A 13,976-nucleotide genomic window follows, 5' to 3' on the forward strand; every position below is an offset into this window, starting at 1 on the left:
AGCAATTATTTAAAAGCTTGAATTCCTGTGATTTCATTTCCGAGAATCAACAAATGAATATCGTGAGTACCCTCATAGGTGATCACCGATTCCAAATTCATCATGTGACGCATAATTGGATATTCACCAGTGATACCCATTCCTCCGTGAATTTGTCTGGCTTCTCTAGCGATGTTTAATGCCATTTCGACATTGTTACGCTTGGCCATGGAAATGTGAACGGTCTTGGCTTTTCCTTCATTTAGCATTTTACCCACTTTCCAAGCCAGCAATTGCGCTTTGGTAATTTCGGTAAGCATCTCGGCTAATTTTTTCTGAACCAACTGGAAGCTTGCAATTGGTTTTCCAAATTGAATGCGTTCTAACGCATATTTTCTTGCTGATTCATAACAATCCATCGCAGCTCCAATAGCTCCCCATGCAATTCCAAATCTTGCAGAGTCCAAGCACATTAAGGGAGCTCCTAAACCTGATTTTCCAGGAAGCAGATTTTCTTTAGGAACCTTTACGTTGTCAAACACAAGCTCACCGGTGCAGGAAGCACGAAGGGACCATTTGTTATGGGTTTCGGGAGTGGTAAATCCTTCCATTCCGCGCTCAACAATCAATCCATGAATTCTTCCTTCTTCATTTTTAGCCCAAACGACTGCAATATCTGCTTGTGGGGAATTAGAAATCCACATCTTAGCTCCATTGAGCAAATAGTGGTCACCCATATCCTTGAAGTTGGTGACCATGCCACTTGGATTGGAACCATGGTCAGGCTCAGTCAGACCAAAGCATCCCAGCATTTCACCTGAAGCTAACTTAGGAAGGTATTTCATTCTTTGCTCTTCGGATCCAAACTTATAGATTGGATACATCACCAAGGAACCCTGAACAGACGCAGTAGAGCGCATCCCAGAATCTCCTCGTTCGATTTCTTGCATAATCAACCCATAAGCGATGTAATCCAAGCCACCACCTCCATAGGCTTCAGGAATCTGAGGGCCAAAAGCACCTACTTCTCCAAATTTCTTCACAATATCGGATGGGAAATAGGCCCGTTGAGCCCAATCTTCGATGTAAGGAGAGATCTCTTTTTTAACGAAATCTCGAATACTTGCTCGTATTAATTTATGCTCCTCGGTCAGTAGATCATCAATGTCCAAGAAATCTACCCCATCAAAAAGATCTTGTTTTAGGGATTTTGGTGAAGAATTCATCTCTTTAGTCTATTTGGTTTATCGTTGGGAATGCGTCATTTTTGCCTCGGAAATAGTCCGGTTGCCGCCTCCGAAATTAAGGAGAAAGCCTCTGAAAAAACCATCTTTTTTAAAAAATACACATGCAAAATCCCCAATTTGACCCAAAAATTTTAGAGAAAATCCAGCAACTTCAAGATAAGTTTAAAGCTTCCGGCCAAGATATGCTTTCCTATTTGGAAGGTTTATTGTACGCAGATTATCTGACCTATTGGGAATACATTAATCTAGACACTTTACTTTCTCTTCAACAGCCAAAGACTAGTTTTAAAGACGAAAAGATTTTCATCATCTACCATCAGATCACGGAATTATACTTCAAATTAATTCTGTCTGAAATGGAACAAATTTCTGATCAACAACCACTTCAAGAAGATTTTTTCAAAAATAGGCTAGAGCGAATCCTGATGTATTTTAATCATTTGATCAGCTCTTTTGCAATGATGTGGAAAGGAATGGAGCGTGAGCAGTTTCTTAAATTTCGAATGTCCTTACTTCCTTCTTCTGGTTTTCAAAGCGCGCAGTTTCGGGAAATTGAATTGATGGCCACTGATGCTTTTCACCTTGTTACCCTCAGTAAGCGTGCTGAATTTGATTACCACAGCCCTGCAGATGATTTGTTTGCGCATTTATATTGGCAACAGGGGGCGATTGAATTAGCGACTAGTGAAAAGACGTTGACCTTGAAGAATTTTGAGTTGAAATACGGCAAAAAGCTCAAAGAATTAATTGATTCTTATCGGAGAAAAAATCTCTGGCAGAAATACATGGAGTTTGTTACTCCTTCAAAGGAGTTAAAAGAATTAATGCGTCAATTTGATTTGAAAGCAAATGTATTTTGGCCATTGGCGCATTATAAATCTGCTGTGCGCTATCTGCAGCGTGACCCCGTAGATATTGCTGCGACAGGCGGCACCAATTGGCAGAAATACCTTCCTCCTCGTTTTCAAAAAGTGATCTTTTTTCCTGAGTTATGGTCAGAACAAGAGCGAGAGGAGTGGGGCAAAGGTTGGGTTGTGAAAGAAATATTTGGAAACGAGGTCCAAGAGGGGTGAGGCAAATCACCCCTTTTCTTATCCAGGATAATTTTCTTTTAGAAACGATTCCGCATTGTAGTAACAGAAGTCATCCACCCAGGCACTAACTTCATCTTGATTTTTAAAATGATGTAAATGGTGAGCAGTTGATTCTTTTCTAGCCAGATCAATTACTTCCACCAAATCATTGGCCATGAATTCAAAGCTAAGGGCCGTTGGGTATGGGTTGACGGGATCAATTAATCCTTCGAAATCTGTTCCTATGGTTAAGCATTTCCAGATATTGGATTTTTCCGATTCAGTTAGATTCGAATTTTGATAGGCACTTTTTACAAAGCCTTCGATATTTTCCCAGATTAATTGAATGCTATTTCTCTTATTCTGTCTGGTTTTATCCTCCTTAATATCAGTTGAGGTAATTCCTAGAATTCGCTGGTCAAAAGAGAGTCCAATCAATCCCCTCGTTTTGATGATGAGTTCCACATCTTCGTCGCATAGATTAATATTCCATGCGTTAAACTTGCCAGAAGGATCGGTATAATCATCTTTTTCAAGCTTTTCTAAATCAATGTGATCTTGCAAAGATTTGATTCCTGAGTACCCACAATGAGAACCTATAACAGGAATTCGATCCCCTTTAGTCAAACAACTTTTCACGAGTTCATAATATTCTTTTCGGGATCTAGCTGCCATATGTTTGACATCGATGAGAATTCGATATCCTAAGGATTCATCACGATCCCCTTTGCTATTTAATCCCAAAATTTCGCGAATAATTCGATGACCATTTCGTCGAAATCCTTCATTCATGTGAGGTCTTTGTTTCATCAGCACTTTTCCCATTCCAGGGATAGAGTGGGCATGACCACACAAGTGATTGTCAAAATGATGCGCAAACGTGAGAAAGAAGACCGGAAACTCCCACATATTTTTGATGTATTGGACACGGTCAGAAATATCCTGAACAGACTTTACACGATCAGTTCCCAAAGCATGTGCTCCTTCGATCGTGATGACCATGGTAATTTCTTGGTCATTGGATAGGGACTGCTCGAGTTCTTGACGATCTTTTGGAATTCGATAACATGCATTTTCGGCGATGTATGATTTCGGATCTTCCTTAGCTCGTTTTTCTGCTGCTTTTTTATCACCCAGCTTAGCGCTGGACACATGGATTTCATTTTTAGCTATTCTTTTTCCTGAATCAAGCCACACAAAATCCTTCTCTCGATTGAGGGATTGCCAATAATCGTAATCCGAAGATTGAAAATAGTCCACCAGTTTGTCTGGGATTCGCATGTAGGCACTTTGCAACAAATCTCTTCGAAGGCCCGATTTTCCAAGGATTATTCTTGCTAAAAAATGATACCATTTGTCTTCAGTAATTTTTGGATCCATTCCCAAGACAAATTGCCTTTCAAGCGGATAAAGGGAATTGAATGTCAATCGAAGATTTGAGTTCCAACATTTCACAAGGTCAATTTGACTATAGCTGGCTCCCATTTTTCCGTCTTCAACTGCTTTTGAATTAGAGGCAATTACGGTCCAAGGGCTAAATTCTCCTTTTCGGAGAAATTTCTTTTTCTTTTCCTGCATTTGGAAATGAGCCCTCATGTGGTTGTGGCAATGCAGATCTGAAAATTTCCGTTTCATAAAAATCAGATTTAATTAAAAAGACATCCAAAACTTTTGATTAGATCTCTAAATCAAAAGTTTATGAATTTCAGGAAATTGATCGAAAATACCAATCTGAGGATTTTATCTCAAAGCTGGATTTTCCGATTTATCAAAAAAAAGCTAGAAGTGAAACCTCTAGCTCTTTGGTAATTGATGTTTTAGCTTTTACGAATGCTCTAATTCAAAAGACTTCAGAATATAGGTCAGCTGCTCAAACTCAATCAAAAAGGCATCATGACCTGCTGTGGATTGAATTTCCTTGTAAGTTCCTCTTTTTACCAATTGGCTAATTTGCTGCGATTCACTAGGCAAAAATAAAATGTCTGAATTTACGCCTATGGCTAGCACTCTAGCTTCTATGGATTTCAGAGCAGCCTCAATTCCTCCTCGATTTCGACCTAAATCGTGGCTATCCATGGCTTTGGTCAAAGTCCAATACGATAGCGCGTTAAATCGCTTTGCAAGCTTTTGACCTTGGTACCTTAAATAGGAAGAAGAACGAAATCCATCCAGTTTTTCTTCCTTATCAGACTGTTTTATTTTCAAATCTTCCGGGTGACGATAACTAAGCATCGCTATCGCTCTCGCAGTTTCCAAACCTTTCAAGCCAGCATCTTCTTGAGCTTGTCCCCAAGTACAATCGGATTCAATAGCCATTCGCTGGGCTTCATTAAATCCAATCACCCAAGGAGAGGTCTTTGGAGTGGAAGCAAGAATGACCGCATTTTCCAATTTTTGACCCAAGGTCACAGCCCATTCAAGAGCAACTTGTCCTCCCAAAGATCCACCTATCAGCGTATTGATCTTATCTAACCCAAGGTGTTTTCTTAAGCGTTCCAGACTTTCGGCTAGATCTCTCGGAGTGACCTGAGGGAAATTGTAGAAATAAGGATTCCCCGTTTCCGGATGAATACTCAAAGGGTTAGTAGAGCCGTAATTGCTTCCTAGAAGATTGGCACAAATGATAAAGTGGTCTGCTGGATCATAATATTTATCTTCTCCAATTAATCCACTCCACCATTCTGCCGCTTTGGAATCTCCTGTGAGAGCATGAACGACCCAAATCACATTGGATTTTTCCGAATTGAGCTGACCATAAGTGGTATAGGCCAGATGAAACTTTGAAAATGATTCACCTGATTCTAATCCTAAGGGCTCTGAAGAATGGAAAACGTCCTGCGTCATAGTTAAGTCTGCAAATTCGCTGATTAGGTTCATTCGGGAATTAAAGTTTATCAAATGCTTGCTGAAGGTCAGCTTTGATGTCTTCGATATGCTCGATACCTAAAGACAATCTTAATAGCGTAGGGGTAACTCCAGCAGCTTTTTGTTCCTCCTCTGTAAGTTGTTGGTGTGTGGTAGCTGATGGCTGAATGATCAAAGTCTTAGCATCTCCAACATTCGCCAAGTGAGAAATCAATTCAAGGTTATTGATGAACTGAGAAGTGGAAGTTTTATCGCCTTTGATTTCGAAACTCAATACTCCACCAAAACCATGTTTGAGGTATTTTTTGGCAAGATCATGGTATGGAGAAGAGGCTAATCCTGGATAATTGACTTTGGCTACTTTAGGATGGGATTCCAACCACTTTGCAATTTCTAGTGCATTATCGACCGTTCGCTGAACTCGAAGCGAAAGTGTTTCAATTCCTTGAAGAAGAAGGAAGGAATTAAACGGGCTAATCGCAGGTCCCAAATCTCGAAGTCCTTCTACACGGGTTCGAATGGCAAAAGCGATATTGGGTAAGCCTAAAGGATTGTTTTCACCAAAAACTTCCCAAAAATTCAGTCCATGGTAACCTTCTGATGGTTCTGAAAATTGAGGAAACTTTCCATTTCCCCAATTGAAGTTTCCTCCATCCACAATAATTCCTCCGATCGAAGTACCATGTCCACCAATCCATTTGGTAGCAGAAGCAGTTACGATATTTGCTCCATGAGCGAGAGGCTGACACAAAAATCCTCCAGCTCCGAAGGTATTATCGACTACCAATGGAATCCCATGCTTTTTGGCAACTGTACCAACTGCCTCGAAATCTGGAATATTGAATTCAGGATTACCAATAGTTTCAAGGTAGATTGCTTTGGTTTTTGAATCAATTAATTTCTCCAAGTCTTCTGCTCGATCACTTTTGGCAAATCGAGCTTCAATACCCAATCGTTTAAAAGCAACTTTGAATTGATTGTACGTTCCTCCATAGAGAAAAGGGGAGCAAACCAAGTTTTCTCCTGCTTCCAAAATATTATGTAAAGCAAGAAGCTGTGCGGATTGCCCAGAGCTCGTTGCCACTGCAGCAACTCCACCTTCTAAAGCGGCAATACGTTTTTCAAAAACATCCGTAGTCGGATTCATAATCCGAGTATAAATATTTCCAAACTCCTTTAATCCAAATAGGTTGGCACCATGTTCGGCACTATTGAAAGTGTAGGAAGTAGTTTGGTAAATAGGAACTGCTCTTGAATTAGTGGTTGGATCAGGAGCTTGTCCAGCATGGAGCTGGAGTGTTTCAAATCGATAATTAGTAGCCATAAAATTGAGGTTAAAGGGTTGTGAGTAGAATGTTTAAAATGAATGAGGATAAAATTTAAAAACCATAAAAACTTGCATTCGCTTTGAAATGAAGCGACGTAATTCAAGTTCAGAAAGGATGGTGAAGAAGAGCTTAATGCCCGTGCGTACTAAAGAGTGTAGGTACCTATTCATCATACGAGGAATTTATAGTTCCAAATGAGACCTTCTCATTTGGCAGGAATTGGCACCTTGGACTTTCCAGGTTGCCAGAGGGTCATAGAGCCTGTCTCTCGCCTCTTCTTTATAAATCCTCACACCAAAAAAGTGAAAGGATGCCACAAAGAAATAGCCCCGATCTCGAAATTCAAAACGAAGGGCATTTTTTCTTTTTACAGTTGCTATAAAGCAATTAAAAATTCAACCCTCTAAATGGACTCTTTTAAAAAGCTTTGCTTGATTGAAATTTGCAATTCCTTTGTTTTCAAAATCTTGTGTTAAATCTTCAATCCTTCAGTCTTCACTTTCAAGTTTCTACCATTAGAAGTTTGAATAAAGCCATTTATTGTCTCGTAAATATCAAAATCGATAGACACTCCATCTTTCACCTTCAGAAGAACTTGACTTCCTGCAGGTATCTTCTCCAGTTTTTTTCGTAAGAAAGCCTTGTTTAAAAAGGTAGTCTTGTTTTCAAAAATGAATTGATAAGTCTCATCCTCTTTCGAAAAGTTAATTGCTTTCTTGTAATGTGGTCGGTAGGCCAAAATCAATCCTACCGTCATCCCAATTCCAATCCCAATCAATAAATCAGTCAATACCACTACAATTACTGTGATTAAAAAAGGCAGAAATTGAGGAATCCCTTTTTGAAATTCTTCATTGAACATGGCAGGTTTTGCGAGTTTATAGCCAACAGAAAGAAGGATCGCCGCCAAAGAGCTCAGCGGAATTTTATTTAAAAGATCTGGAATAGTTAAAGTAAATACGACCAATAGCAAACCATGTAAAATTGTGGATGCTTTGGTTTGAGCTCCTGAATTTATATTCGCGGAAGTCCTCACAATTACAGCAGTTATCGGTAATCCACCTACTAAACCAGAAACCGTATTACCAATTCCTTGAGCGACCAATTCCCGATTAGGTGAGGTGATTCGATTGGAAGGATCCATTTTATCTCCTGCCTCAATCGAAAGCAAAGTTTCTATACTTCCTATTAGGGCCAAAGAAAAAGCCACTAGCCAAAAATTGGAATTCCAGACCCCCCAAAAATCAGGAAAAGATAAAAATCCTGAAAAATCTCCTATCGTGTTTAAAATTGGTATTGAAACCAAATTTTCACCTGAAAGGTACCATTCGGGAATAAAATGAAAGTAAAGTACATTGATCCCAACTCCCGAAACTACTGCCAACAGCGCTCCAGGAATCATTCTAAAAAGTTGATTTGCCTTTATTATAGGATGCTCAAAAATCAAAAGAAAAAGAAGCGAGATTAAAGTTGCCAACAAAGCCCCAGGATTAAATGAAAGTAGGGCATAGTAGATTTCAGAAAATGAGGTGTGTTGATCGAGTTGCTGAAAAGAAAGGTCCCCCATGTAATCTTTATCATACCCCAAAGCATGTGGGATTTGTTTTAAGATTAAAATTAGGCCGATCGCTGTAAGCATCCCTTTGATTACTGCATGGGGAATATAATCACCGATAATTCCTGCTTTGATTACCCCCATGAATAATTGAATCAAACCGGCAACAACCAAGGCTGCAAGAAAAATTTCGAATGATCCTAAAGTAGAAATTGAATCAAGGACAATGACAGTCAAGCCCGCAGCTGGACCACTTACAGAGACTTGGGAATTTGAAAGGATTCCAATAACAATTCCACCAATAACGCCAGCTATCAAACCTGAAATAGGAGGTGCTCCACTGGCCATCGCAATCCCTAAACACAGCGGTAAACCGACTAAAAAAACGACAAAACTGGATTTAATATCACCGGTAAGGGAAGAGCCAAAAATGGGTTTCATAGGAAATAGAATCCCATTTTTAACTTGGAAATATCGCTCCGGGTTTAAGAATTTTGAATCAAATCTTAGGAATTTGAAAGTTCAGGAAGATTCTTCTTTTTTTTACTTTAAAAGCTTCGCAAAGGCTTGATCGATTTTTTCAAACTTGAATTGCGTTAATTGCGCAGTCATTTTTACTTTGATTTGATCCATGCAAAGATTTCCTATGCTGCCTTCGTGGGAATGATTTACTTGGGATTGGTCTGGGGTAAACTGATCTGCTTCGATATCCAAGCCTACTTTTTTGTAAGCATCACGGAATGGAACTCCTTGAAGAACGAGATCATTCACCACTTCCACTGAGAAAAGATGTTTATAAAATGGGTTTTGAAGAATATCCTGTTTTACCCTGATTTCCTTAAGCATAAACGTATTCATGCTTAGGCAAGCTTTCAGGGTTTCAAAAGCTGGAAAAATTTCTTCTTTTAACAACTGCATATCCCGATGATAACCGGTGCTCATATTTGTTAATAGAAATCCTACTGAAGTGGGCACCGCCTGAATTTGATTGGTTTTGGCACGAATCAGTTCAAACACGTCTGGATTCTTCTTGTGGGGCATGATGCTACTTCCAGTGGTTAATTCATCTGGAAAAGAAATAAAAGCAAAATGCTGATTCATAAAAAGACAAACGTCCGTGGCAAGTTTGTTCAACGTACCAGCAATACCAGCTAGAGCGAAAGCGATGGTGCGTTCTGTTTTTCCTCTACTATTTTGGGCATTGATCACATTATGGTGAAGATCTGCAAATCCCAAAAGTTCGGTCGTTAAGGTTCGATTTAAAGGAAAGCTTGATCCATACCCAGCAGCAGAGCCTAAAGGGTTTTTATTGCTTAGATCAAAGGCTGCCTTGAGGAGACCCAAATCTTCGGTCAAGCCTTCCGCAAAGGAACTAAACCAAAGTCCAAAAGAAGACGGCATGGCTAATTGGGTATGGGTATAGCCAGGCATCAAATCATGCTGATGCTTTTCTGCCAATTGAGAAAGCAAGTCAAACAAAACTTGAGTTTCTTCCATGATTTCCCGAATCGCTGCTCGATAATAAAGCTTCAGGTCAACCAAAACTTGGTCATTTCTACTTCGCCCACTGTGGAGTTTTTTTCCCACTTCACCATACCGCTCAGTCAATAAAAACTCTACCTGAGAATGTACATCCTCAACCCCAGAGGCAATCTGAAATTGACCTTTTTCAATTTCAAAATAGATTTCCTTTAATCCTTTTTGAAGGGTTTGATTTTCCTCATCCGTTAGCAAACCGATTTCTGATAGCATTGCAGCATGGGCCATCGAACCCAATACATCGAATGGGGCTAAAATCAAATCAAATTCCGGGTCACGACCGATGGTAAATTGTTCAACTTCTTTTTTGCTATCGGTAGCTTTTTGCCAGATTTTCATAGGTCTATTTTTTTGCTGAAAGCAGCGTATTGATTTAAAATTGCAATATATCCTTGGATTCCAGCCTGAATTTCATCCAAATAGATGTATTCATCTGCAGTATGGGAACGTGCAGAATCCCCAGGCCCAATCTTGACCGAAGGATATGGAATCAAGGCTTGATCGGATAGGGTAGGACTGCCAAAAGTATCTAAATCCAAGGCCTTTGCCACTCGATACATCAGATGATTTTCAGGTAAATGGGAAGACTGCAGACGAAGTGATCTTGGATTTAATTCTGCCTTCAAAGATTCCTGGAGTTCAGCCAAAGCTTCTTCCAAGGTGTAGGCATCAGTCACCCGTACATCCAAAACATATTCACAGAGATCAGGAACCACATTATGCTGTTGGCCTGACTTGATCACCGTACAGGAAACTTTGGTAGCCCCAAGGAAAGCTGACGTTTTTTTAAACTTAAAACTGCGGATGGTTTCCAGATCATCCAAAGCTTGGTAAATCGCATTGACACCTTCCTCACGTGCGGCATGCCCGGCTTTCCCATGAACTTTTGCATCTATAACCATCAGTCCTTTTTCAGCAACAGCCAAGCGCATTTGAGTAGGCTCACCGACAATTGCTAAGTCAGCTTTAGGAAGGTGAGAAATTAGGGAAGCAATGCCATTTGGCCCAGAAATTTCCTCTTCCGCTGAGGCAATCAATAGCAAGTTAAATGGAAGATCCTTTCCAATAAAATGGCAAAATGTAGCTATCAATGAAACCAAAGGCCCTCCGGCATCATTTGACCCGAGGCCAAATAACTTTCCTTCGTCTATGATTGGAGTAAATGGATCTTTGGTATAGCCTAAGTTTGGTTTGACCGTATCATGGTGGGAATTCAACCACACCGTTGGAAGGCTGGGGTTATAAATTGAAGAAAAAGCCCAAATGTTATTTCCTGATCGATGGATTTCCACTTGCTTTCCTTCTAAAAATTGTTGGATAAGATCAGCAGTTTTAACCTCCTCCTTGGAAAAGGAAGGAGTGGAAATCAGCTTTTTAAGGAGCTCAACGGCCTCAGGAAATAGTTCTTTGGTTTCTCCCATCAGTATAAGTCGTATCGTTGACGCTCAATGGTAGTTCCTGAGGTTTTTCCTTTGGCTGCCAAAAGGAGATTTTCAGCTTTGCCGATCCAGACGTGCTGAACTCCTTTCTTTAACGCATCAAAGGCATTGTCCAACTTAGGAATCATTCCTGAATGGATGACATTCTCTTTTCGTAGTTCGGAATAAATGTCCTCGTTGATTAAAGGAATGATAGAACTTTCGTTTTTTTCATCTATTAAAACCCCTGCTTTATTAAAGCAAAAATAAAGGTTGACATGATGATCTTTTGCCAAACCCGTTGCCAAGGCAGAAGCAATAGAATCTGCATTGGTATTCAATAATTGGCCCTTTTTATCATGGGTAATGGCATTGACTACCGGCTGAAGACCTGCGCTCAGCAAGGTATTAAGTAGTTCGATGTTCACCTCCTGAATATCTCCAACGAACCCGTAATCGATACCTTTTACGGGACGTTTTACCGAGCGAATCAAATTTCCATCTGCACCTGTCATGCCAATGGCGTCCACTTTTAAGGCTTGCAGTTTGGCCACCATATTTTTATTGATGAGACCGGCATACACCATGGTAACTATATCTAAGGTGTCTTTGTCAGTAATTCTCCGACCATCTACCATTTCGGGCATTACGCCCATACTTTCTCCAAATCTGGAAGCCAATATACCGCCTCCATGAACCAGTATTTTATGTCCGGGAAATTTGGCAAACAGGGCTAAAAACTCATCCAACTTCTCCGGAAAGTCGATGACGTTTCCGCCGATTTTGATAATAGAGATCTTCATAGGTTTGAGAGTTAAAAAAAGATTATCCAAGTATTTTGCTCAATACTGCCTGAGCAGCATAGATTCTATTTTCAGCTTGCTTTTGAACCAAAGATCGAGAACCATCGAGAATTTCATCCGATAACTCCAAGTTTCTTCGTACAGGCAGGCAATGCATTACTTTTCCTTCAGGAGCATTTCTGAAATGATTTTCAGTCAACATCCAACGATCATCGGTGCATAGAATTTTCCCATAGTCAATGAATGCCGACCAGTTTTTAACATACACAAAATCAGCATCCTGAAGGGCTTTGGCTTGATCATATTCAATAGTAGCCCCTTTGGTAAATGACTCATGTAGCTCGTAGCCTTCCGGGTGAGTGATTGTAAGGTCATGTCCCATACCCAAAGACCACTCTGCAAAACTATTCGCAACCGCATGAGGAATTGATTTAATATGAGGTCCCCAAGTAAGTACAACTTTTGGTTTTCTTTTGCCTGACAGATGTTCTTGAATTGTGATTTGGTCAGCTAAACTCTGAAGAGGATGTCGGGTAGCAGATTCCAAACTGACCACTGGGATTCCACTGTATTTGATAAACTGACCAAAAATAAAATCAGTCATATCTTCTTCTTTGTTGGTCAGTGAAGGAAAAGCGCGTATCGCCAGAATGTCGAAATAGGAACCCAAAACACCGGCAGCGTCTTTGATATGTTCCACTGTACCTTTGTTCATAATAGCTCCTTCCTGCATTTCCAAAGCCCATCCTTCTTTATCCATATTGAGGACAATCGCCTCCATACCCAAATTTTGGGCGGCGATTTGGGTTGAAACTCGGGTGCGAAGAGAAGGATTGAGGAAAATACATCCCACACGTTTGCCTTGACCTTTTAACTGATCAAGTAGGGGATTGGCTTTATAGACTAAAGCGAGGTCGATTAATTCTTGACCAAGTTCTTTTGATTCAAACTGTGTAAAATACTTCATGGGATGGGGTGGAAAAGTCTAAAAACCTTAATTACTAAGGATTTCCTTCAAAGCGACCAAGAACGAATTTAATTGATTCCATTCGACAGACAAAGGTGGAAGAAGACGGATTGTCTGTTTTCCAGCTGCCGAACCGGTGAACATGTGGTATTTTTTCACCAATTCACTACGAACTGGGCCTGCATCTCGGTCTAAATCTATTCCGATCATTAATCCTTTTCCTCGGATATCAGTAATACCAGGGATATTTTTCAATTCCTCGATCAATCGATCTCCTAGTTCTAAGGCTTTGGCTTGAAGTTTCTCTTGCTCCAAAACCTCTAAAACTGCTAATCCAGCAGCACATGCCAGATGATTCCCACCAAAAGTGGTTCCCAACAAGCCATAACTCGCTTTAAACTCAGGCGAGATTAAAAGACCACCAATCGGAAATCCATTACCCATACCCTTGGCCATAGTGATCAGGTCAGGCATAATGCCATCCACCCATTGATGTGCGAAAAAACGTCCTGTACGTCCATAGCCGGATTGAACTTCATCTAGGATTAATTTGGCTTCGTATTTCTTAGCCAAGGAGGAAATGCCACGGAGAAAATCAGGTTCAGGCACTTGAATTCCGCCCACACCTTGGATTCCCTCAATGATAATTCCTGCAATGGTATTTGATTTCAGAGCCTCTTCAACAGCATCCAAATCACCCCAAGGTAGAATATGGAAATCATCCCGAGCATTACATGGAGCCACGATTTTGGGATTATCTGTCAATGCAACGGCTCCCGAAGTACGGCCATGAAAAGCACCGGAGAAGGCAATAAAACCAGACTTTCCTGTTACAAACGAGGCCATTTTGATTGCATTCTCATTGGCTTCAGCCCCTGAATTAACCAAGAAAAGTTGGTAGTCATGTAGGCAAGAGAGATGTCCGAGTTTCTCAGCAAGTTGTTGCTGAATAGGGATTTCTACAGAATTGGAGTAAAAGGCGATTTTGTCCAATTGGTCTTTGATCCGCTTCACATAGTGAGGATGGGTATGACCGATTGAAATTACCGCATGACCTCCGTAAAGGTCTAAATATTCTTGCCCCTGATCGTCCCAAAGCCGGCAACCTTCTGCACGGTCAATGGTAACAGGAATGAGAGGATATACGTCGAAAAGATTCATGGAGGATTAAGATTTACTGCTCGATTTATTTCGGATTTCGG

11 protein-coding genes and 1 riboswitch are annotated in these 13,976 nt (G+C 40.4%); of the genes, 1 reads left to right on the plus strand and 10 read right to left on the minus strand.

Annotation, left to right across the window (positions count from 1 at the left end; all coding sequences use genetic code 11):
* Positions 1–5: 5 nt before the first annotated feature.
* Positions 6–1,205: an acyl-CoA dehydrogenase family protein gene (locus tag AO498_RS11100; RefSeq protein ID WP_067547431.1), complete on the minus strand. Its 1,200-nt coding sequence runs from the start codon at positions 1,203–1,205 to the stop codon at positions 6–8.
* A 122-nt stretch (positions 1,206–1,327) separates the two neighbouring features.
* Between AO498_RS11100 and AO498_RS11105 the strand changes: the two genes are divergently transcribed.
* The gene (locus AO498_RS11105) at positions 1,328–2,299 is read left to right on the plus strand and encodes a tryptophan 2,3-dioxygenase family protein (protein ID WP_067547434.1); all 972 of its coding nucleotides are present in this window, start codon (positions 1,328–1,330) and stop codon (positions 2,297–2,299) included.
* Positions 2,300–2,317: 18 nt separating this feature from the next.
* Here the strand turns inward: AO498_RS11105 and AO498_RS11110 are convergent, their stop codons facing one another.
* The 9 genes from AO498_RS11110 to AO498_RS11150 form a co-directional block, all read right to left on the minus strand.
* Entirely contained in the window at positions 2,318–3,934 is a 1,617-nt protein-coding gene (locus AO498_RS11110) for an amidohydrolase family protein (RefSeq protein ID WP_148660228.1), read from the minus strand.
* A gap of 189 nt (positions 3,935–4,123) precedes the next feature.
* Positions 4,124–5,176, minus strand: coding sequence for a homoserine O-acetyltransferase family protein (locus tag AO498_RS11115; RefSeq protein WP_067547440.1), 1,053 nt, complete (start codon positions 5,174–5,176; stop codon positions 4,124–4,126).
* Between the two features lie 7 nt (positions 5,177–5,183).
* A complete protein-coding gene (locus AO498_RS11120) occupies positions 5,184–6,488 on the minus strand; it encodes an O-acetylhomoserine aminocarboxypropyltransferase/cysteine synthase family protein (protein WP_067547442.1) in 1,305 nt (434 codons plus the stop codon).
* Between the two features lie 183 nt (positions 6,489–6,671).
* Positions 6,672–6,780: riboswitch (SAM riboswitch) on the minus strand.
* Positions 6,781–6,964: 184 nt separating this feature from the next.
* Positions 6,965–8,488 (minus strand): SulP family inorganic anion transporter, encoded by a 1,524-nt coding sequence (locus AO498_RS11125; RefSeq protein ID WP_067547447.1) that lies wholly within the window; start codon positions 8,486–8,488, stop codon positions 6,965–6,967.
* Positions 8,489–8,590: 102 nt separating this feature from the next.
* Entirely contained in the window at positions 8,591–9,925 is a 1,335-nt protein-coding gene (gene argH, locus AO498_RS11130; RefSeq protein WP_067547450.1) for an argininosuccinate lyase, read from the minus strand.
* Positions 9,922–11,007 (minus strand): M20 family metallo-hydrolase, encoded by a 1,086-nt coding sequence (locus AO498_RS11135; RefSeq protein WP_067547453.1) that lies wholly within the window; start codon positions 11,005–11,007, stop codon positions 9,922–9,924. The genes argH and AO498_RS11135 overlap by 4 nt, the downstream gene beginning before the upstream one ends.
* Positions 11,007–11,807 (minus strand): acetylglutamate kinase, encoded by an 801-nt coding sequence (gene argB / locus AO498_RS11140; protein ID WP_067547457.1) that lies wholly within the window; start codon positions 11,805–11,807, stop codon positions 11,007–11,009. The genes AO498_RS11135 and argB overlap by 1 nt, the downstream gene beginning before the upstream one ends.
* Before the next feature lie 22 nt (positions 11,808–11,829).
* The gene (locus AO498_RS11145; protein WP_067547460.1) at positions 11,830–12,774 is read right to left on the minus strand and encodes a Rossmann-fold NAD(P)-binding domain-containing protein; all 945 of its coding nucleotides are present in this window, start codon (positions 12,772–12,774) and stop codon (positions 11,830–11,832) included.
* A 27-nt stretch (positions 12,775–12,801) separates the two neighbouring features.
* Positions 12,802–13,935, minus strand: a complete 1,134-nt coding sequence (locus AO498_RS11150; protein WP_067547463.1) for an aspartate aminotransferase family protein — start codon at positions 13,933–13,935, stop codon at positions 12,802–12,804.
* Between the last annotated feature and the right edge of the window lie 41 nt (positions 13,936–13,976).

This window comes from Algoriphagus sanaruensis (assembly GCF_001593605.1).
Taxonomy (GTDB): domain Bacteria; phylum Bacteroidota; class Bacteroidia; order Cytophagales; family Cyclobacteriaceae; genus Algoriphagus; species Algoriphagus sanaruensis.